General features: G+C 61.9%; 23 protein-coding genes and 2 tRNA genes. 10 read left to right on the plus strand and 15 right to left on the minus strand.

What is annotated here, in order from left to right; genetic code table 11:
* The 5 genes from ugpA to VNS12_RS12150 all read right to left on the minus strand — a co-directional run bounded on the left by ugpA (position 1) and on the right by VNS12_RS12150 (position 6,031).
* A complete protein-coding gene (gene ugpA / locus VNS12_RS12130) occupies positions 1–885 on the minus strand; it encodes a sn-glycerol-3-phosphate ABC transporter permease UgpA (RefSeq protein ID WP_325488104.1) in 885 nt (294 codons plus the stop codon).
* Between the two features lie 173 nt (positions 886–1,058).
* Complete coding sequence (gene ugpB / locus VNS12_RS12135) at positions 1,059–2,387, minus strand: sn-glycerol-3-phosphate ABC transporter substrate-binding protein UgpB (RefSeq protein WP_325488105.1); 1,329 nt, start codon at positions 2,385–2,387, stop codon at positions 1,059–1,061.
* A 293-nt stretch (positions 2,388–2,680) separates the two neighbouring features.
* Entirely contained in the window at positions 2,681–3,880 is a 1,200-nt protein-coding gene (locus VNS12_RS12140) for a class I SAM-dependent RNA methyltransferase (RefSeq protein ID WP_325488106.1), read from the minus strand.
* Entirely contained in the window at positions 3,877–4,782 is a 906-nt protein-coding gene (locus VNS12_RS12145) for a ribokinase (RefSeq protein WP_325488107.1), read from the minus strand. Before VNS12_RS12145 ends, VNS12_RS12140 begins: the two co-directional genes overlap by 4 nt.
* A 97-nt stretch (positions 4,783–4,879) precedes the next feature.
* Entirely contained in the window at positions 4,880–6,031 is a 1,152-nt protein-coding gene (locus tag VNS12_RS12150) for a hypothetical protein (RefSeq protein WP_325488108.1), read from the minus strand.
* A gap of 122 nt (positions 6,032–6,153) precedes the next feature.
* Here VNS12_RS12150 and VNS12_RS12155 point away from each other — a divergent pair, with 122 nt between their 5' ends.
* Positions 6,154–6,717, plus strand: a complete 564-nt coding sequence (locus VNS12_RS12155) for a helix-turn-helix domain-containing protein (RefSeq protein WP_325488109.1) — start codon at positions 6,154–6,156, stop codon at positions 6,715–6,717.
* A gap of 6 nt (positions 6,718–6,723) precedes the next feature.
* On the opposite strand, the gene VNS12_RS12160 is transcribed toward VNS12_RS12155, so the two are convergent.
* The 6 genes from VNS12_RS12160 to VNS12_RS12185 form a co-directional block, all read right to left on the minus strand.
* Complete coding sequence (locus tag VNS12_RS12160; protein ID WP_325488110.1) at positions 6,724–8,490, minus strand: SulP family inorganic anion transporter; 1,767 nt, start codon at positions 8,488–8,490, stop codon at positions 6,724–6,726.
* A gap of 88 nt (positions 8,491–8,578) precedes the next feature.
* A complete protein-coding gene (locus tag VNS12_RS12165; protein ID WP_325488111.1) occupies positions 8,579–8,905 on the minus strand; it encodes a protein tyrosine phosphatase family protein in 327 nt (108 codons plus the stop codon).
* 30 nt (positions 8,906–8,935) lie between these two features.
* The gene (locus VNS12_RS12170) at positions 8,936–9,370 is read right to left on the minus strand and encodes a DUF6691 family protein (RefSeq protein ID WP_325488112.1); all 435 of its coding nucleotides are present in this window, start codon (positions 9,368–9,370) and stop codon (positions 8,936–8,938) included.
* Complete coding sequence (locus VNS12_RS12175) at positions 9,370–9,798, minus strand: YeeE/YedE family protein (RefSeq protein ID WP_325488113.1); 429 nt, start codon at positions 9,796–9,798, stop codon at positions 9,370–9,372. The genes VNS12_RS12170 and VNS12_RS12175 overlap by 1 nt, the downstream gene beginning before the upstream one ends.
* Before the next feature lie 42 nt (positions 9,799–9,840).
* Positions 9,841–10,152 carry an ArsR/SmtB family transcription factor gene (locus VNS12_RS12180; protein ID WP_325488114.1) on the minus strand — a complete coding sequence of 104 codons (312 nt, stop codon included), beginning with the start codon at positions 10,150–10,152 and terminating at the stop codon, positions 9,841–9,843.
* Positions 10,149–11,033 carry an MBL fold metallo-hydrolase gene (locus VNS12_RS12185; protein ID WP_325488115.1) on the minus strand — a complete coding sequence of 295 codons (885 nt, stop codon included), beginning with the start codon at positions 11,031–11,033 and terminating at the stop codon, positions 10,149–10,151. Before VNS12_RS12185 ends, VNS12_RS12180 begins: the two co-directional genes overlap by 4 nt.
* A gap of 272 nt (positions 11,034–11,305) precedes the next feature.
* On the opposite strand from VNS12_RS12185, the gene VNS12_RS12190 reads away from it, so the two are divergent.
* The 4 genes from VNS12_RS12190 to VNS12_RS12205 all read left to right on the plus strand — a co-directional run bounded on the left by VNS12_RS12190 (position 11,306) and on the right by VNS12_RS12205 (position 14,578).
* Positions 11,306–12,574 carry an MFS transporter gene (locus tag VNS12_RS12190; RefSeq protein WP_325488116.1) on the plus strand — a complete coding sequence of 423 codons (1,269 nt, stop codon included), beginning with the start codon at positions 11,306–11,308 and terminating at the stop codon, positions 12,572–12,574.
* 130 nt (positions 12,575–12,704) lie between these two features.
* Positions 12,705–13,688, plus strand: coding sequence for a UDP-N-acetylmuramate dehydrogenase (murB, locus tag VNS12_RS12195; RefSeq protein WP_325488117.1), 984 nt, complete (start codon positions 12,705–12,707; stop codon positions 13,686–13,688).
* 44 nt (positions 13,689–13,732) lie between these two features.
* A complete protein-coding gene (locus VNS12_RS12200; RefSeq protein ID WP_325488118.1) occupies positions 13,733–14,197 on the plus strand; it encodes a YybH family protein in 465 nt (154 codons plus the stop codon).
* A 69-nt stretch (positions 14,198–14,266) separates the two neighbouring features.
* Positions 14,267–14,578 carry a DUF3817 domain-containing protein gene (locus tag VNS12_RS12205; protein WP_325488119.1) on the plus strand — a complete coding sequence of 104 codons (312 nt, stop codon included), beginning with the start codon at positions 14,267–14,269 and terminating at the stop codon, positions 14,576–14,578.
* 46 nt (positions 14,579–14,624) lie between these two features.
* Here the strand turns inward: VNS12_RS12205 and VNS12_RS12210 are convergent, their stop codons facing one another.
* Positions 14,625–15,110, minus strand: a complete 486-nt coding sequence (locus VNS12_RS12210) for a MarR family winged helix-turn-helix transcriptional regulator (protein WP_325488120.1) — start codon at positions 15,108–15,110, stop codon at positions 14,625–14,627.
* Between the two features lie 74 nt (positions 15,111–15,184).
* On the opposite strand from VNS12_RS12210, the gene VNS12_RS12215 reads away from it, so the two are divergent.
* From VNS12_RS12215 to VNS12_RS12230, 4 genes are all read left to right on the plus strand, one after another.
* Positions 15,185–16,000 carry an HlyD family secretion protein gene (locus VNS12_RS12215; RefSeq protein WP_325488121.1) on the plus strand — a complete coding sequence of 272 codons (816 nt, stop codon included), beginning with the start codon at positions 15,185–15,187 and terminating at the stop codon, positions 15,998–16,000.
* A 65-nt stretch (positions 16,001–16,065) separates the two neighbouring features.
* Positions 16,066–17,153 (plus strand): IS3 family transposase gene (locus VNS12_RS12220; protein ID WP_155802411.1). Its coding sequence is split into 2 segments (ribosomal slippage): positions 16,066–16,315 and positions 16,315–17,153, totalling 1,089 coding nucleotides; the frame shifts between segments, so codons are not numbered across the junction.
* A gap of 156 nt (positions 17,154–17,309) precedes the next feature.
* Positions 17,310–17,537, plus strand: coding sequence for a hypothetical protein (locus VNS12_RS12225; RefSeq protein ID WP_473964702.1), 228 nt, complete (start codon positions 17,310–17,312; stop codon positions 17,535–17,537).
* Between the two features lie 12 nt (positions 17,538–17,549).
* Positions 17,550–18,572, plus strand: a complete 1,023-nt coding sequence (locus VNS12_RS12230) for an FUSC family protein (protein WP_325488122.1) — start codon at positions 17,550–17,552, stop codon at positions 18,570–18,572.
* A 349-nt stretch (positions 18,573–18,921) separates the two neighbouring features.
* On the opposite strand, the gene VNS12_RS12235 is transcribed toward VNS12_RS12230, so the two are convergent.
* The 3 genes from VNS12_RS12235 to cpdR all read right to left on the minus strand — a co-directional run bounded on the left by VNS12_RS12235 (position 18,922) and on the right by cpdR (position 19,622).
* Positions 18,922–18,996, minus strand: a tRNA-Val gene (locus tag VNS12_RS12235).
* An 84-nt stretch (positions 18,997–19,080) separates the two neighbouring features.
* Positions 19,081–19,155: transfer RNA gene (locus VNS12_RS12240), tRNA-Val, on the minus strand.
* A gap of 107 nt (positions 19,156–19,262) precedes the next feature.
* The gene (cpdR, locus tag VNS12_RS12245) at positions 19,263–19,622 is read right to left on the minus strand and encodes a cell cycle two-component system response regulator CpdR (protein ID WP_325488123.1); all 360 of its coding nucleotides are present in this window, start codon (positions 19,620–19,622) and stop codon (positions 19,263–19,265) included.
* Between the two features lie 247 nt (positions 19,623–19,869).
* On the opposite strand from cpdR, the gene VNS12_RS12250 reads away from it, so the two are divergent.
* A partial coding sequence (locus tag VNS12_RS12250; RefSeq protein WP_325488124.1) for an N-formylglutamate amidohydrolase occupies positions 19,870–20,248 on the plus strand: 379 nt, incomplete at its 3' end.

Below are 20,248 nucleotides of genomic sequence, written 5' to 3' on the forward strand. Positions count from 1 at the left end.
TCAGTAATTGACCCGGCGTTCCACATAGCGGAACTGCACGAAGGTGAGTGCGATAACGATGCCCATCAACAGCACCGATTGGGCCGAGGACGAGCCGATGTTCAGCCCCGCCACGCCGTCTGTGTAAACCTTGTACACCAGCGTCATCGTTGCCTGATTGGGTCCGCCCGATGTTGTCGCGTCGATCACCCCGAACGTATCGAACATCACGTAGTTGATGTTGATGATGAGCAGGAAAAACGTCGTCGGCGACAGCAGCGGGAAAACAATGGTCCAGAAGCGCTTGAACGGCCCCGCGCCATCGATCGATGCGGCCTCGGACAGCGAGGCGGGGATCGATTGCAGGCCCGCGAGGAAGAACAGGAAATTATAGGAAATCTGCTTCCAGGCCGAAGCGATGGTGATGAGAATCATGGCCTGAACGCCGGAAATCCTGTGGTTCCAGTTGATGCCGAACCAGTCCAGAATATGGGGCAGCAGCCCGATGGTGGGGTTAAAGAGGAACCACCACAGGACGCCCGCAACGACCGGGGCAACGGCGTAGGGCCAGACAATGAGCGTTGTATAAAAGCGCTGTGTCCGCATGACGCGGTCAACGCACACCGCAAGTAGCAGCGCGAACCCCATCGACAGCGCGGTGACCGAGACCGAAAAGATCGCCGTGCGGCCCAGCGCGTTGAGATAAGAGGGATCGGACAGGATGCGGGTGTAATTTTCAAACCAGATGAAGGTGGTGCGAAACCCGAACGGGTCCTCACGCTCGAAGCTCGATTTGACCGCCTGGCTGGCCGGCCAGATGAAAAACACCAGCGTGATCGCCAATTGGGGGGCCAGCAGCGCATAGGGCAGCCATGTGTTGGAAAAGATCGAGCGCTTGGTCTGCATGAGGGTGCCTTGAAGGGTGCTTTTGTGAAATTGGCCACTGGCTGGCTGACGCCCCGCTGAGGCGGGTGACAGGCCCTATGGCCGCGCAAAAGACGTGATGGTCCCGGACAATAATGAAGGTGAAGATGGGGCAGCGTTGGTAACGCCGCCCCGTCTTCCATGAAGATCAGGACCTAGCTGTTGGCAGCCTGGAAATCGCGCAGGATCTGATTGCCGCGCTGGACGGCGGAATCGAGCGCCTGCTGCCCGGTCTTGTCACCGGCGAGAACGGCCTGGAGTTCCTCATCGAGGACCATGCGGACCTGCGGGTAGTTGCCGAAGCGCAGACCCTTGGAGTTCTCGGTCGGAGCGTTGAGGTTGATCTGCTCGATGGCAATATCAGCGCCCGGGTTCTCGTCGTAATACCCCTGCTCGCGGCTCAGTTCGTAAGCAGCCTGGGTGATCGGCAGATAGCCGGTGCCCTGGTGCCAATTGGCCTGAACTTCGGACGAGGAGAGATAATCGAAGAACGCGGCAACGCCTTCATAATCGGCATCACCATGGCCCGACAGCACCCAAAGGGTTGCGCCGCCAATGATCGAGTTCTGCGGCGCGCCGGGCACGTCGCTATAGACGGGGAGCATGCCGAAGCCGACTTCAAAATCGGTATTGGCCAGAACGCCGGCGCGGCTGCCCGAAGAGTTCATATAGATGGCGCAATCGCCCGAATAGAAGGCCGGAGCAGCGTCCGAACCGCCAGCGGGGCCACCATACATATAGACGCCCGCATCGGCCCACTCCTTGAGCTGATCCCAGAAGCGCGCCTGGGTTTCGCCGTTGAAGGTGAACTCGGTATCGAGCCCGGCAAAGCCGTTTTCGCCTGTGCCAAAGGACAGGTTATGCAGGGCGGAGAAGTTCTCCAGACCCACCCATGTCGCCGCATAAGCCATGGTGAAGCCGCATTTCGCCGCGCCGGAATCGACGACCTGCTGGCCGAATTCGCCGATTTCTTCCCAGGTGGTGGGAGCGACATCGGGATCGAGGCCAGCGGCTGCGAAGGCGTCCTTGTTGTAGTAAAGGATCGGGGTCGACGAGTTGAAGGGCATCGAGAGCATGTTGCCCTCGGTGTCGGCGTAATAGCCGGTGACCACGGGCAGATAGACCGAAGGGTCGAAATTATTGCCGTGTTCCTGCATCAGCTGATAGACCGGATAAACGGCGCCCTGGGCAGCCATCATCGTTCCGGTGCCCACTTCGTAGATCTGCACGATGTGCGGCTGCTGGCCGGCGCGGAAGGCGGCGATGGTGTTGACCATCGATTCCTCATACTCACCGCGATAGGACGGGACCACCTTGTAGAGATCCTGCGTGCCGTTGAAGTCCTCGGCGACGGCGTTGAGGCGCTCTCCGAGCTCGCCACCCATAGAATGCCACCAGTTGATTTCAGTCTGGGCGAAGGCCGACGAGGCCCCCACAAGCAAGGCGAGGCCGGCGGTGCCGCTGGCCAGAATAGTCTTGAACATGATGTTCTCCCGTTCTCAGTCTCGTTTCGGCCGGCATCGGGCCGGGGTGTGAAACACCGCCAGATGCCTAGACTTGGCGTGCAAAGCTCAGGTGACAATCGCGTGATGATTGCATGACAGTGGAAACACCCGCCAATCGGATGATCCCTAACACTGCAACCAGCAGATACCCTCCCAGGCCCTCCCCAACGCCACAGTTTATAAGCGCCGACCGCTGCTCGTCTTTGCGTCAGCGGCGGGGCTATTGTGACACTATCGTCACGATTGACAAGCCGCTTGCGAAACAACTGGTCTCATCTGTTGAAAACGGCAACGATTTCAACGTGTGCGGAATAGGCAAACTGATCGACGGGCGTGACCGGGCCGATACTGTAGCCACCAGCGGTGAGAATGGCTGCATCGCGGGCGAAGCTTTGCGGATCGCAGCTGACATAGGCGATCGTCGGGACGCGGGACGTCGCCAGTTGGCGGACCTGCGCTTCGGCTCCGGCGCGCGGGGGATCGAGCACGATGGCGTCGAACGCGTTGAGTTCGAAGTCGTCCAGCGGCTCGCGGAACAGGTCGCGCGCTCGTGCGGTGATCGGCTTGAGGCCTTTGGCGCGGCGGGTGGCCAGATCGAGGGCGGCGATGGACGGGGCGTGGCTGTCGAGCGCCATGACGGGGGCGTGCTCGGCCAGCCGCAGGGCGAACGGGCCGATACCGCAAAACAGATCGGCCAGCCGCCGCGCACCTGCGGTCGCGTCGAGCACCAGTCGTGCCAGCAGGTCCTCAGCTTGCGCCGTGGCCTGCAAGAAGCTGTCCACGGGCAGGGGCACTGCGGCCTTGCCCATCGTGATCATCGGCTGGGTGTTGACGAACTGGGGCTCGCCATTGAGCAACAGCCGTGCGGGTGCAAAGCGTTGCGCCAACTGGCCGAGGTGCAGACCGGGCCGGGCTTTTTTGGCGCGGATGGCAATGTCGAGGCCGGTGTCGCTGGCGGTGAAGGCGACATCGCACGGCCCGAGAGCATCGGCGATCGCCCGGGCGATCTGCGGAGCGGGATCGAGGGCGGGAACCAGAATGGGGCAACGGTCGAGGTTATGGATCGTATGAGAGCGCAACCCCATGAACCCGGCGGAGGCGCGGCTGGCGTGCAATGTGGCGCGGCGGCGGCCAATACCATGGGCGATGACCGTCGGCAGGGTTTCGGCCTCGACTCCGGCGCGGGCCAGCGCCGTGACCACAAGCTCGCGCTTGAAGTCGCGATAGGTCGGCGGGGCGAGATGCTGGAGCTGGCAGCCACCGCAGCGGCCGAAATGGGGACATGGCGCCTCGATGCGATCAGGGCTGGGTTCGAGTATGTCCACCAGCGATCCCCGATTGCCATCGATCCGGGCGCGCACGATCTCGCCAGCGAGCGTCAGGGGCACGAAAACAGGTTTATCCTCGTAGCGGGCAACGCCCTCGCCGCGAAACCCCAGGCGCTCGATGGTAAGGGTTGCAACAGCGCTCATTGGCGCGCCACCAGAAGTGCTTCAACCGCGCCGCGCTCGGGGATCGAGGGTTGCGCGCCGCGCTCCAGACAGGCCAGCCCCGCGGCCACCGACGCGCGTTCCATGGCCGCCTTCAGCGCAAGGCCTTCGGACAGTCCGGCGGCGAGATAACCTACGAATGTATCCCCGGCTCCGACCGTGTCGACCGGGGTGATGGCCAGTGCGTCAACGCTGACCACCGCGCCGTGATCGGCGGCCATCGAGCCGCGAGCGCCAAGCGTTGCGACCACCGCGATCTCCAGTTTTTCGGCAAGCCAGACGACCCCATCCCGATCGCTCAACGCGGGTGCGTCGAACATGCCCAGCACACCGGCCAATTCGGTTTCATTGACCACCAATACGTCGATGGTCGCGAGCAGTGCGGGATCGAAGTCCATGAAGGGCGCGACATTGAGCATGATTTTTGCGCCCTGATCCCGCGCCAGCCGCGCCGCGGCGATCACCCCATCAAGCGGCGTTTCAAGTTGCAGCAACAGCCAGTCATTGGCTTCGATGCCCGCCCGTTGCAGCGCCGTCACGGTGAGGCGTGAATTGGCGCCGGGCAACACGGTGATCATGTTCTCCCCGGACGCATCAACAATGATCAGGGCGGTGCCGGTATGCCGATCCATGCGCCGCACGCCCGAAAGGTCCATTCCCGTTTCGCGCAACAGCGAGAGGGCCTGGGTCGCGAAGTCATCGCTTCCGACACAGCCAACCATGCGGACTTCGGCCCCGGCGCGGCTGGCGGCCAAGGCCTGGTTGGCACCCTTGCCGCCCGGCGTCAGCTCCAGTTTCGAGCCCAACACGGTTTCGCCCGGTCGCATGAGGGTCGGCGCATGGCCGATCAGATCGATATTGATGGAACCGAATACGACGATCACGATGCCTGTCCTCCGGGCGGGCGACACAAAGACCCGGAGACGATGATCGGTATCTGTCAGGCTCTATGGCCGCCCCGGTGCCTTCCTTGTGCCAATCTCAGAGCACCGCAGCAAGCCTCAGTCCCAGTCGGGTTTCGGAAAAATCTCCAGCCAGCGCCTCCACGTAGCGATAGCGCGCCCGGCCTTCGAGCATCAGGCCACCGGCCAACGCCAGCCGGGCGAGCAGTTCTGCCCCGGTTTCGGTCTCGATGGTAATGTCGTGCAGGGGGCTATAGCGCTGGGCTGCGAAGGCGGCCAATTCCAACTCCGTGCCTGATGTCGGGGTGAACACAATGCTCCCGCGCGCCTTGAGCCGCCAATCGACAACACCATCTGCGGGGTCTTCGGTATCAGCGCCGACCCTGAACGCGGCGCGAAGCTCCACTCCGTCGCCCAGCCCGATCCGCCCCTCGGCGAGACCATAAGGCACGAGCATGGTCGGGAACCGCGAGAAAATTGCGTCAAACCCGCCCCGCAACCCGACGACCGCCCCCGGGCTGGCTATTTCGACCCCAGCGGCCACGCGCCCGATGTCCACCGGCACCCGTCCGAACCGTGCCTGTTCGTCCGGGGACACCAGAACGGTGACATATTGCGCCCGGCCCAAAAGCAGCAGCGTGTCGGTGACGGGATGGGCCATGTCGAGCCCGACCGTGACCGTATCGGTGACCGGGCGGATGCGTTCTTTGGGAAAGATATCGGCTTCGAGCCGGGTGTCGCCGGGGCGCTCGCCAGCATAGTCGAGATCGATACCAACCGCCGCATCGTGGAGCCGCGTTTCGAGGCGGACCTGCGCCCGGCCTGACAGGCTGGGCGTAACCGCCCCAAGCGGACCCGCCAGCGTCGCCAGCACCTGCCCTTCCTCGCTGTATGCCAGCGAAAGACTGCCGCGCAACCCGGCTCCCGCGCCCAGCGCGGTTTCGCCGTCGAGCGCCAAGGTCGCCGTCCAGTCGTTCTCGCGCCAAAGCCGCCCAAAGCGGGTCTCTTCGAGGGTCAGCGAGCCACGCAGCGCCTTTCCCTCGCCGCCGCCAGCGATGCCGACGCTGTGGCTCTGGGTGATCACGATATCGGAGGCACCAACCGGTGACGCTTCCGCATTGGAGGTCCAATCGACACCCACCGTCGATGAGAGGACTGGCGCGATCTGGGCCCGGCCCTCGGTGGTCCAGGCCAGCCCCGCTACCAGAACTGCCGCCTTCAGGAAGTTCACCTATCGTCCCCCACAAGAATTTTTCACGTCCCGGATGGTCTGATGGGGCGATGATGGGGCGCTGGGGTAAATGAACCCCGGATTGCCGTTCCTCGTAAACCTACGCAGTACACGGCGGACAGATGAGCAGGGAAAACGACATCGGACTGGCGCTGCGCCGTTACCGGATCAATTCACGGATCAATCAGGACGCCGTGGCGCGCACATTGGGGGTCAGCCAGAGCCAGATTTCGCGCTGGGAGAGCGGACGGGACCGGCCACGCGCCGAGAACGCTGACGCCATCGAAGCCCTGATCTGGGGCCGCACCCAGCCCGAACTGGCCGGTTTGATCCATTATGTGCGGGGAGCCCAGGCACCGCTGGTGCTGTTTGACCGAACGCTCGCGGTGGTTTCTGCCAGCCGGTTCCTGCGCGGCCACGGCCAGCCGCTGGCCTGGTTCGGGTGGTTGTTCGATCCGCAGATCAATCCAACCCTTATCGGACTGGCGCGGCGGTTTGAGCGGTTGGCGCAAACAGAGCCGGTGCTGATCCTGCAAATCCCCTTTTCCCACGAAGCGCGGCCGTGGGCCTGCCATGGCCGGTTATCGGTCAACCGGATCGGTCCCGAACTCTATTCCATTGGCGAAATGAGCTTTGTGCGCGATGAGCGCCATGCGGTCACGCGCATCGCGCTTTTTGCGGAATAGCTGCCCTTACGGACTGACCCTCTTCTGGGGCTGGATTAGAACGGCCGCCGAGGGTTCCGGCGCCTCTGTCCCGAGCACTGTTACCGCCTCGTGCTGGCTGAGAAAGACGCGCCCGTTGAGGTGACGCAGGAAATCCGTGGCCTTGAGGCGATCCATGACCGGGCCCTTGACCTCGGAAAGGTGAAAGGCGATCCCGGCGTCGGCCAGACGGCTGTTGATCTCTTCAAGGCTGGCGAGCGCGGAGGCGTCGATGGCATTGACCGCCGAGCACATCAGGATGACGTGCCGGAGCTCGGGCCGTTCGGCGACATGGGCGGCGATGGTGTCTTCGAGAAAGCGTGAATTGGCGAAATAAAGGCTTTCATCGACCCGGACCGACAAGATCTCGGGGCTGGTGATCACCGCATGGCGCTCGATGTTGCGATAATGCTCGGTGCCGGGCACTTGCCCGACAATGGCCACATGGGGCTTGCTGGAGCGATACAGATGCAGCAACAGCGAGAGCACCACCCCGGCGATGATGCCCAGTTCGACCCCCCAGCCGAGCGTGACAATAATGGTTGCGGCCATGGCCGCAAAATCGGATCGCGAATAGGCAAACACCCGACGGACAGCGCCGAAATCCACCAGGGTCAGCACGGCGACGATGATGGTGGCGGCAAGGGTCGCCTGCGGGAGGTTGGCCAGCAGCGGGGTCAGAAACACCGCAGCCAGCGCGATTCCGATGGCGGTGAAGACCCCGGCGGCTGGCGTCTGCGCGCCCGCATCGAAATTGACCACGGACCGGGCAAAGCCTCCGGTGACCGGATAGCCCGACGACAGGCCAGCCGCGATGTTGGCGGCGCCAAGGCCGATCAGTTCCTGATCGGGATCGATCCGCTGACGGCGTTTGGCGGCGAGAGTCTGGCCGACCGATACGGATTCAACGAACCCCACCACCGATATCAGAAATGCCGGGACGACCAGGACGGACAGCAGATCGAGCGAAAGCGCGGGAACGCCGAAGGCCGGCAGCCCTTGCGGGATCGCGCCGACCAGCGCAACGCCACGTCCACCCAGACCGAACGCTGCGGCCAATGCCACCGTGGCTCCAACCGCAAGGATGGGGGCCGCCTTGGCCAGCATATCGGCCAGCCGGGCGGGGACGCCCATGCCGGTGAGCACAGGCTTGAGATATTTGCGGGCAAACACGAGGAACAGCAGCACCCCGATGCCGATGGCAAGCGTCGTCGGATTGACGCTGGGCAGCTCTCGGGCCAGTGAGGCAAGGATTTCCGGCAGGGCGCCGCCTTCGCCCGCCACCCCCAGAATATGGCGCAGCTGGCCAGCGGCAATCAGCAGGCCCGAAGCGGTGATGAAGCCCGAAATCACCGGGTGAGACAGGAAATTGGCAAGAAAGCCCAACCGGAAGACGCCCATGACCATCAGCATCGCCCCCGAGAGCAAGGCCAGGCCGATGGCGGCGGTGAGGTAATCGAGCGAGCCTTGTGCCGCGATCTGGCCCACCGCAGACGCGGTCATCAGCGACACCACCGCCACCGGGCCGACAGCCAGCGTTCGGCTGGTGCCGAAAATCGCATAAGCGACCAAAGGCAGGATCGAAGCGTAAAGTCCCACCTCCGCCGGTAGTCCGGCCAGCATCGCATAGGCCAGCGATTGCGGGATGAGCATGATGGTGACGATGACCGCTGCCAGCAGATCGCTGGTCAGCGTCGGGCCGTCATACTCTCTGGCCCATCCCAGAATCGGAAGATATCGGAAAGACTTGCGCATAGGATGCTGATTGCCGGAGACAGTTTGGACAAGGAGAGGGGCGCTGCCGCCTTAAGGCAAGCGGCAACGCCCGGTGAGTTTGAGGCGCTTACGCGCCGATGGCCGAATAGAGCGCAGAAGCGCGGCCGCCGCCCCGGCAATAGCCCACGACGGGGCCTTCGATCGCTGACATTGCCTTCTGGAACTCGGCGATCTGCTCAGGCGAAGGGGCGCCGGTCATCGGGATGTGAATGGCCTGCATGCCGTGCTTTTCGGCCTCGCGGGCGATGACATCGAAATCGGGCTGGCCGGGTTCTTCATTGTCCGGCCTTGCGCACACGATGGCCACATAGCCTTCGCTGGCCAGTTGCGCCACGTCCTCAACGGTGAGTTGGGGCGAGGTTGCGAAGCGGTCGTCAATTTTCTTGATGCTCATGATTGTAAGGTCCCAGGTTGGTATTGCGGTTCAGGCAGGGGTGCGGATCATTAAAGCACGGCGAGCGGTTCGGGCGAGAGCAAGCCCCGCGATCATGGCGGCAACAAACAGCGCGGCCTCGCCATGGCCCTGCCCCAGCGCCGGAATAGCGCCACCGGGGCAAAAGCCCGCGATGCCCCAGCCGATGCCGAACAGAGCGGACCCGGCGACAAGCGGGCCATCGATATCGCGGCGGGTGGGCAGGTGGAACATGCGATCGAACACCGGCATCGGGCGCTTGAGAACGATCACATAGCCGATTGCCGTGACCGCCAAGGCGCCGCCCATCACGAAGGCCAGCGAAGGGTCCCATGTGCCGGCGAAATCGAAGAAATTGAGGATTTTGGCCGGATTGGACATGCCGGACAGGGCGATGCCCGCGCCAAATACAAGGCCAATCAGCAAGGCGGAAAGCAAACGGGGCATCACAGGCCTCCGAAAAGATGACGAATGACAAACACGGTGAGCGCAGTGGAGACCATGAAAGTCAGGGTTGCAACGATCGAGCGCGGCGACAGGCGGGCGATTCCGCAAACGCCGTGGCCCGAGGTGCAGCCGGAGCCGAAATAAACGCCGATCCCGACAATCAGGCCGCCGATGAGAAGCCAGGGCGTTGGGGTGGGGCTGTCAAACGGGATGCTATAGCCGGTGATGGCGACAAGCAAAGCCGGCGCGACGATGGCGCCAAGCAGGAACGCCGCGCGCCATCCCCAATCGCTCGCGACGGGCGGCACGATGCCGGTGAGGATGCCGGTGATCCCGGCAATACGGCCATGAAACGCCATCAGCAAAACGGCAGACAGCCCGATCAGGCCCCCGCCCAACAGCGACAAAAACGGAGTGAACTCGGTCATATCATGTCAATCCTTGGAACGAAGAGACGCAGCACGGCGCGCTTACTTGCAGAACAGGTCGTGCATGGTGTGCACGAAGGTTTCGACGCGTGGATCGGCGAGGCGATAGAACACCTGCTTGCCTTGCTTGCGTCCCACGATCAGGCCCGCCTCGCGCAGTTCGGCGAGTTGCTGGGAGAGGCCGGGCTGACGGATACCGAGCCCGTCTTCGAGCTCCCGCACCGACCGCTCGCCGCCGACCAGCGCACAGGCCACCAGCAACCGGTCCGGGTTGGCGAGTTTTTTGAGAAAACCGCTCGCCTCGTCCACCTTGTCCTTGAGCTCAAGCGCTTCGCTGGTGAATGTGTCCATCATGTCCCCCAGGCGATGCCTTCGAACAGGTTGAGGGGAATCTTGAGGTAGCGGCGGCCATTGTCCTCGGGCGCGGGCAGCCGGCCTGCGTTGGTGTTGATCTGCAGGGCATGCAGGATCAGCTTGGGCATGGCGAGGGTGCTGTCGCGCGACTCACGGGCTGCGACGAACGCCGCTTCGGTCTTGTGAACCGACATATGAATATTGTTGGCCTTCTGCTCGGCAACCGTCGATTCCCACAAAGGCTCGCGGCCACCGGGCTGATAGTCGTGGCCGGTGAAGATGCGGGTGTCATCGGGCAGTGCCAGAATCTTCTGAATGGAGGCCCACAACTGCTTTGCGCTGCCGCCGGGAAAGTCGGCGCGGGCGGTGCCGGAATCGGGCATGAACAGGGTGTCGTGCACAAAGGCGGCGTCGCCGATCACATAGGTGACTGAAGCAAGGGTGTGGCCAGGCGAAAACATCACGCGGGCCTCGATATCGCCAATGCTGAAGGTGTCCCCATCGGCAAACAGCTTGTCCCATTGCGAGCCATCGCAGGGAAAATCAGGCCAGTTGTAAAAGCCCTTCCAGAGCTTTTGCACCTCGGTGACTTTCTCGCCAATCGCAATGGGCGCACCCGTCTTTTCCTTCAGGTACTGGGCAGCGGAGAAGTGGTCGGCATGGGGGTGGGTGTCGAGAATCCACTCGACCTCATACCCTTTGTCGGCAATGAAGCCGAGGATGGCGTCGGCCTGTGTGGTAGCGACTGAACCGGACTTCTCATCGAAATCGAGAACCGGATCGATGATCGCGCATTTGCGAGACGCCGGGTCGGCAACGACATACTGGATCGACCAGGTGCGCGGCTCGAAAAAACCGGTCACTTCAGGCTTGAGTGTCATGGAAATTCCTCTGATACGGCAAACGACATAGCGAATTTCAGATACCTACAATCGATTGCATTTATTTGCAATAATTATTTTGCAGTAATAGCTGGGGCGGAAGTCTTAGGCCCGGGCTCTTGCAAAAGCCTGCTACTGGTCGCAAAAAGATCAGGCGTATCCGTAGTGCTTTCATCCTCACCGCATACGCTTGCGATTTTTTTCGATCCGATTCCCCCATTTCGGTTCGCGCCGGGCCCATTTTGGCGGCCCATGCCGGAGGCAGTGTCACTTTGAGGCAAATCTTTTCGTCCCTACGCGACATTGCCACCTACCGCACGATCCGCATCTATCTGCTGGGCAGTTTCGGCTCCAATGTCGGCACCTGGATCCAGCGCGTGGTCGTGGGCTGGCTGGTGTTCGATTTCACCGGCTCGGCGGCCTGGGTCGGTGTCATCGCCGCTGCCGAAGTGCTGCCGATGCTGCTGGTTTCACCCATTGCCGGTGCGCTGCTGGATCGGGGCGACCGGATTCTCTATTTCGGCGTCTGTCAGGTGCTGGCGCTGGTGCAGGCGCTGATGCTGACAGCGCTTGCCCTGCTGGGCATGCTCGACCTGTGGTGGCTTTTGATTGCGGCAGCGATGCTGGGAACAATCGAAGGCGTCGGCAATCCGGCACGACTATCGCTGGTCGCCGACATCGCACCGCGTCGCCTGATCCGTTCGACGGTTTCCGCCAGTTCCATGGGCTTCAATCTGGCGCGTTTTGTCGGCCCGGCTCTGGGAGGCATCATCCTCATTACCTTTGAGCCCGCCGTAGCCTTCGCGATCAACGCGATAACTTTCCTTCCCCTGATCCGGCTTCTGTTCGTGATCCGGAGGCAAGAGGCAGCCCCCGTGCGCGTGCCATCCGGCGACAGCGGAGGGATCGTGGCCGGGGTGGTTCACGTCGCCCGCCATCCTCTTTTAGGTCCGACCTTTCTGATCCTGATCAGCACCAGCCTGTGCCTGCGCGCGCTGATCGACCTCGTGCCTGCGGTGGCCGGGCTGTGGTTTGGCAACGATCCAGGCATTTTGGCCCAGCTCACCTCGTGCCTGGGGCTGGGGGCCATGGGCGGGGGCTTATGGATGATGGGACGGCAGGGGCTGGCCGGCGTTACGGCATCGGTGCTGACCATGCCGGGAGTGACCATCGTTGCCGTCACCATTCTGGCGCTGGCGGGTCCCAATGTCTGGGCGGCGTATCCACTGCTGATGGTCGTGGGGTTCAGTATCGTCGCCAATGCCATTGGCATTCAAAGCCTTATCCACCTCACCATCAACCCCGCCTATCTGGGGCGCGCCATGTCCCTGTTCTTTTCCGCCAACCGGGCCTTTCCGGCGTTGGGGGCGATCAGCATCGGCTTTCTGGCCGACCGGATCGGGCTGACGGTTTCGCTGTTGATCGCCAGTTGCCTGGCCCTGCTTGTCTGGTTTCCGCTGTGGCTGCGGCGCAATGCGATCAGCGCGCACCTGCCGCCCGAAGACGAGATACAGTTAGACGCTGAACAAGCGGCCCAGTAGCCCGCCAGTTACCGCGCGGTGCCATATTGATGCCCGGGTATCAAAGCACAGGTGGCACGACGCGCATTTCGGCGGTACGGATGATCGCGACACTACGCAACCGTGGCACTCGCCGCGATGATGAGGCGGCATGACAGCACAGGACAATTTCGACCTTTCCGACCGCAACACGCTCGGCCTTTCTTCCCTTGCCCGACATGGAGGACTGGTCACAAGCCATGAAGATGTGGAAAGGCTGGACGCGCTCGCCGCAGCGCAGGACCTGCCTTTGCGGATCATCGGGGGCGGAAGCAATGTGGTGCTCAAACCGCAGCTCGATGCTGTCGTGGCTGTGATGGCCATGAAGGGGCGCGCCATTTCCCGCACACAGGACGGGACAGTTCTCGTTTGTGCCCAAGCGGGCGAAGATTGGCCGCAACTGGTGCAGTGGACCGTGGATCAGGGGCTGGGGGGCCTCGAAAGTCTTGCAGGCATTCCCGGCACGGTTGGAGCCGCTCCGGTGCAGAATATCGGCGCTTATGGGCTGGAACTGGCGGATCGCTTCCACTCGCTGACCGCCTATGATCTGGAGGACAAGCGCATTCGCAGCTTTTCGCGCGACGCGTGCGGGTTCGGGTATCGGCAGAGCCTGTTCAAAGCCGCACCGCGCTACGTTATTCTCGACGTGACGCTGGCGCTGCCGCAGCCTTGGCGCCCCATCCTTACCTATAGGGGGCTCGATACCCTGTCTGCCGATTTGACCCCGGCAGAAATTTCGGCGCAGGTGCTGCGGCTTCGGGGCGAAAAGCTTCCCGACTGGCGACAACTGGCCAATGCCGGTTCGTTTTTTCACAACCCCGTGGTCGATGCCGAAAAGGCCGCCGCCATCACCGGCGCGCCGCGCTTTCCGCAGGCGGACGGGCGGGTGAAACTCTCGGCGGGCTGGCTGATCGAAGCGTGCGGGCTCAAGGGCCACCGGGTAGGTGCAGCGGGCATTTACGACCATCACGCTCTGATCGTCGTCAACCATGGCGGGGCGAGTTTCGCCGACGTCAGCGCGCTGGCGACCACGGTTCGCAGCGCAGTGCAGGAACGTTTTGGCATCGGGCTGATCCAGGAACCGATTACCCTTTGACCGTGCCAATGGCGGCGGGCGAGGACTTGCGGAAAGGACGTCTCATGGACACAGGCCCGCTCGATACGCCGCGCAGCGTTGCCGAAGCCTTCGTTGCCGCCTGGGCGCGACGCGATGCAGACGGGCTGGCCGCCTTGTTCGATGAGGACGCCGAATTCGTGAACGTCACCGGATTGTGGTGGCATGACCGCGCCGCGATCCGCAAGGCGCACGCCTATGGCTTCGAGCACATCTTTGGCGACTCAACGCTGCGCCTGATGGAGGTGCGTGTGAAAATGCTGGCCGAGGAGATCGCCGTCGTCCATGCGCGCGTACGGCTTGACGGACAGACCGGAACGGACCAGACCACCCGTCCGGCAACGCGCCACACGATCTTCTCGTTCGTCGTCCACCGCAAAGATGACCAGTGGAGCTGCGCTTCAGCCCATAATACCGACATCGTGCCGCACATGGAAACCAACCTGATCGATGCCGACGGCAAGTTCAGTCCGGTGAGCTATCGCAGCTGAGCTGACGTGCCCTCCGCGCGACAACGCGTCGCGATGACAGGCGGGCCAAGGAAGGCGAAAGCTCGATTCATGTTCAAGATATTTCGCTTCATTGCCCTCGTGGAGGGCATCACCACCCTCGCCCTGTTTTTTGTCGCCATGCCGCTGAAGTATTTTTTCGATCAGCCGGGACTGGTGCCGCCAACCGGCGCCATCCATGGCGGGGCCTTCATCATCTATTTGATAGCCATGGTTTTTGCCCTATGGGGCAAGGGCTTCACACCGCTGGAATGGGCGCGAACGACTATCGCCTCATTTTTCCCTTTCGGCACGTTCCTCAATGACCCGTTTCTGAAGCGTAAGCAGGCCAGCCTGACGCCCCGGCTCCAGAACGCTCATTAGAGTCATCCCTGGTCGAAATCGCGCGCGGGCTGCGCGCGGAGCCCGCTCACGCGGTGTCGATCTCAAACAGAGCGTTTGAGATGTCGCTCATATCGCTGAGAAAGTGAGCGATGGTGCGCAGATCGCCATCGCTGAGGTTCCTTGTCGCTGTGCGATAGGCCTCTTCAATGCGGCGGTATTGCCCGATGGGTTCGGCTGCCGCTTTGCGGTCGAGTTCAATAAGTACTGACCGGCGATCCTGCGGATTGGGTGTGCGTCTGATGTAGCCGGCAACCTCAAGCCGGTCGAGTAGCGCGGTGCCCGATCCCGACGACAGTCCGATCGCGGAAATGATGGTTTTGGGGCTGACCGAATGCCCCGCGCGATCGAGATAACCCAAACAACGCATATCGGTCGGGTGCAGTTTCTGCACCTTGGCAGCTTTTTCGCGAGCGAGGTCCAGACCCTGGATCATCGCTTGCAGCGCCGTTCCCACATTCAGCAGCAAATTTTCACGATCGGGCGTGTCGGGCCTTGATTGTTGCTCGTTCATAAAGTATCTCCACCATCAAGAATTATTTCAATCGACTTATCCTAACCCCAGACCGTATGCAACAGGAGCCCGAATTGTCTCGCGCCGAAATCCAGTCATTCGAGCCAGCAGTGTCAAGCCAGCCTGCCCCCACCACCGAGACACCGCAACCTGAAAAGGCCAGCAAGAATCCCGCCGGAAAGGTGGGAATGTTCGTGCTTTTGGTGTTTGCGACCAGCCTTGCCTGGCACGTGGCCTCCGACCTGATCGCGCCGGGGAGTTCGTCGGGAGCCGTCGCCGCATCGACCACCCAGATGGCAGCGCGGGTGCCAGGGCAGGTCTCCGAAATTTTCGTTGCCGACAACCAGCGGGTGAAATTAGGAGACAGGCTGTTCGCCCTCGATCCTGCATCCTTCGACCTTGCGGTCCGACAAGCCGAACTGGCCCTCGAACAAGCCATCCTGGCCGCTGATGCCTCGACCGTTAACCTCACTGGTGCCGAGGCGCAGGTGGAGCAGGCATTGGCCAACCTTGAGCACAATCGCACGACGATGGAGCGCACAAGCGCACTGTTCGAACGCGGATTGCTGCCGCGCACCCAACTCGACGCCGCCGAACTGCAACTCACATCGGCGCAGTCTTCCCTCGAAGCCGCTCGGGCTGCGCTCAGCGCGGCAAGGCTGCAGTCGGGAGCAGGCGAGCACTCCACACCACAGGTGGAGGCAGCGCGCGTCCAGCTCGAACAGGCACTGCTCAATCGCGAGTTTGCGACCGTGACTGCCCCTGCCGATGGCGTGATCACCAATCTGCAAATGGCCGTTGGACAATTCGTCAATGCCGGCTCCCCGGCCCTTACCTTCATTGAAAGCGACCAGCGCTGGATTGTTGTCGACTTGCGGGAAAATCGGTAATCCTCCCCGTGGTTAAGGGGATGCGAAGGTAGAATTTTCTCGGCAAGATGGACGAGGAGATTCCGATGAAGAAGAGCCGTTTCACCGAAGCCCAGATCATGGGCGTGCTGCGCCAGGCGGAGGGCGGGCTGCCCGTTTCCGAGCTTTGCCGCGAGCATGGGATCAGCAGCGCGACGTTTTACAAATGGCGCGCGAAGTTTGGCGGCATGGATGCATCCATGATGAGCCAGATGAAGGCCCTCGAGGATGAGAACAGGCGACTGAAGCGCATGTTCGCCGATCTCAGCATGCAGGCCGATCTGCTTCGAGAGGCTCTGGGAAAAAAGTGACGCGGCCAGCTCAGCGCCGGGAGCTGGCCGAGAAGGCGGTGGCGACGAAGGGGGTCAGCATCGCGCTGGCCTGCCGGGCGTTCGGCGTCAGCGAGACCTGCTTTCGCTATAGTCCGAAGCGTGACGACGAGAACGAGATGATTGCCGATCTGCTGGTCGGGCTGGCGAATGCCCACAAGACCTGGGGTTTCGGCCTGTGTTTTCTGCACCTGCGGAACGTCAAGGGACATGTCTGGAACCACAAGCGGGTCCACCGGATCTACTGCGAGCTGGAGCTGAACCTGCGGATCAAGCCGCGGCGCAGGCTGAAGCGGGAGAAGCCCGATGAACTGGCAGTTCCAGAAGCCCCGAACCTGGTCTGGTCGATGGATTTCATGGCCGATCGGCTGGCCGACGGGCGGCAGTTCCGGCTGCTGAATGTGCTGGACGACTTCAACCGCGAGGGGCTGGGTATCGAGGTCGATTTTTCGCTGCCCGCCGAGCGGGTCGTCCGAGCCCTGAACCAGATCATTGAATGGCGCGGCAAACCGCTGGCGATCCGGGTCGATAACGGCCCGGAATACGTCAGTGCCACGCTGACAATCTGGGCCGAGAAGCAGGGCATCGCCCTGACCTACATCCAGCCCGGAAAGCCGCAGCAGAACGCCTATGTCGAGCGCTACAACCGGACGGTCCGGCACGAATGGCTCGACCTCTACATCTTTGAAACCATCGAGGAGGTGCAGCAGATCGCTACCGAATGGCTATGGACCTACAACAACGAACGCCCGAACATGGGCATCGGCGGCGTCACACCCGCCATGAAGCTGAAAATGGCCGCGTGAGTTCTACGGTCGCGCCCCGTTAAAACGGGGAGGATTACCAATCAACTGGCCAATGTCTCGGTCGGCGATACTGCCAGTATCCTGTTCGACGCGGTTCCGGGCCGGACGTTCGGCGGCAAGGTCCGGGGTATCGCGTGGGGAATCGACGCGGGACGCATGGCGGCCAATGGCTTGTCGCAGAACAGGCCAGCCACGCGCTGGTTTGAGCCAGCACGCACCATTCCCGTTCAGCTCGAACTCGATGACGAGACCCAATGGCCGGACAATGTGCGGGTCGGTTCCAAGGCCAGCGCGCTGATTTTCGCAGTCGAACCGAACAATCCGGTCTCATGGATAGCGCGTGGACTTCAGGTCGTTCAGTCCTACCTCTCCTATCTCTATTAGGAATTTTCTGCCATGTTCATAGCGCCACGTCCGGAGATCGCCGACGACCCGCTGTTTGCCGTGAGGCTGGCGCTCCTGCCCACCCTCGGCTTTTGCATCGGCATGATCTTGCAATCGCCAATGGCGATGCTGTTTCCCATCATGATGTTTTCGCTCACGGCGGGAAATCGCAAGGCATTCGACATCAGACGCGTTCTGGGCGCGCCGGTGGCTTTTTCAGCAATGCTGTGGCTGATGTCGGTGCCGGTGGCGCTGCTCAACCAAATGCCCGCAACGCTGATCACCGTCATGGCTGCGGTTTACTTTTTCGGCTTCTACCTCATTCAGGTGACCGGAAGCGCCATGGGAATGCTGTTCATCGTGTCGGCGGCCCTGATGTCGATCATGGGGCTGGGCTCGTATGATGCGATGACCTATATGCGCAGCGAAATGACCAAGGCTGTGCTATGCGTCGCGATATTTGCGCCGCTGCTTTATTTTCTGCTGCCGGTAAAGACCACGGTCATGAACGTTGATGAGTACGTGCCGTCCGAGCAGCATGGCCGGGTAACCCGCGCCCTGATCCGCGCCGGCATCATGACGGTTTTCTCGCTCTACCTCTACACGATCCTCGATTTCGGCAATGTCATGCTGGCTGTGGCCGGGATGTTCGTGCTGGTCTTTTCCACGCGCGACGAAGTCTGGCGCGAACTGGGCCAACGGAGCTTTTCAGCGACATTAGGGGGCACCCTGTCACTGTTGGTGCTGGGGGCGCTAACGCTCAGCGGCCATCTGGTGGTGTTGTTGAGTCTGACTTTCCTGATCGTTTTGTGGCTGGCTAACAAGATGATCGTCGGTCGCTTCAACCCCATGGTGTATCAGGACGCCGCGTCGATCATGATTTCCTTGATTGGCAGCGCTCTCGCCTCTTCCGACCCCACCTTCGCCTTCCTGCAGCGCGCCGGACTCACCTTGATCGGTGCCACAATAGCCGCAATCTCGGTAAACCTGCTCGATACCCTGTTGGTCAGCCGCCACCGCGAGATCGGCATCTGACGCGAAGGGAGTTCTCAAAGCTCCTTGATGCGTGCAGCGCGCCGCATATCCGGCTGTACATGGTGCTGGCGCTATCCACCGCCGGACGCAAATCTGCCATCCTGCAACGGATCTGGGATCGGGTGGATTTCGGAAGGGAGCAAATCCGACTTGGCGTTGTCGGGGAGCGGAACCTCGGGCATTCGGACTCTAGGATCACGGGCCGCGTGGATGCTCGGTACTCTCCAAAATACCTCAAGAAGGCGCCCCTGCCCTCGAATTTTGACCCTCTCTGGCTCAATTAAACCAAGGCCCACTGTCTGCACACCCGTGATGCGAAAATAAAATGCAATAATTTCAATAGATTAGATGGTGGGTGTGACTGGGATTGAACCAGTGACCCCTGCCGTGTGAAGGCAGTGCTCTCCCGCTGAGCTACACACCCGCCGGGCATTCCGCCATTTGCTGACGGCGCCTCGCGAAACTTACCCTGACGGGCACCCCTCTCGAATGGAGAAGGACCAGAGAGTGGTGGGCGTAACTGGGATTGAACCAGTGACCCCTACGATGTCAACGTAGTGCTCTCCCGCTGAGCTATACGCCCACTAACTCTGGATGGCGCTCCGACGGAGGCGGCGCGCAGGCCGGATACACCACATAACCCCCGCCCAGGTCAATAGGCTTTTGCCCAATTGTCCCCGCGTCGTTCTTCTAGGCGGCGAGAAGGCGCTCGACCTCGCCGACCAGGTCGCGCAGGTGGAACGGCTTGGAGAGCACGGAGGCGCCCTTGGGGGCTTCGCTGTCAGGGTTGAGCGCTACTGCGGCAAAGCCGGTGATGAACATGACCTTGAGATCGGGATCGAGTTCGGTGGCGCGGCGCGCCAGCTCGATCCCGTCCATCTCGGGCATCACGATATCGGACAACAGCAAGGTGAACGGCTCTTCCCGCAGCCGCTCATAGGCCGATTTGCCATTGTCGAAAGAAACGACATCATATCCGGCACTCTTGAGCGCGCGCGTGAGGAACCGGCGCATATCCGCATCGTCTTCCGCCAGCAAAATCCGGTTCATTCGAATGGCCCCCGGGCGTGGTCCTGGAACGCTCGCAACCGGAGCCGAGGTATTCGGCCGGTTGTGTACGTCCACACATCAAATCCATGACCCTCCCCGGCGCTTTTCAAAAAACGGCGAAGGGGCCTTTCACTATCGCACGAGCCAACACAGGCTCCGATTCGCATGTTTTACGAAACCCAGAGGCTGTGCAACAGTCACAATCGCGCATTGGGGCCTTGCCTTTGTGGACAAGCGGCGCAACCCGATGCAAACTCTGGCTGATCCGGCCAGCCCGGCCACGCGATATCCGGGGGTGTGCGTGCACTCAGACTACTCCGACAGGCCAGCCTTCGAGACGATCCGCCCGCGGCGTCAGGTCGCCCCAATCGTCATCAACTCGCCCCATTCCGGCCGGGACTACCCCGAGAGATTTCTGCGGCTTTCACGTCTCGACGAGACCATGATCCGCCAATCCGAGGATGCCTATGTCGATGAGATTTTCGGCAGGGCACCCCATATGGGGCTGCCTTTGCTCCGGGCCAATTTTCCCCGCGCTTACCTGGACGTGAACCGCGAGCCCTATGAACTCGATCCGAAAATGTTCCACGATCCCCTGCCGGAGCATTTCAACACCGCGTCACCGC

This window comes from Pelagibacterium sp. (assembly GCF_035555455.1).
Classification (GTDB): Bacteria; Pseudomonadota; Alphaproteobacteria; order Rhizobiales; family Devosiaceae; genus Pelagibacterium.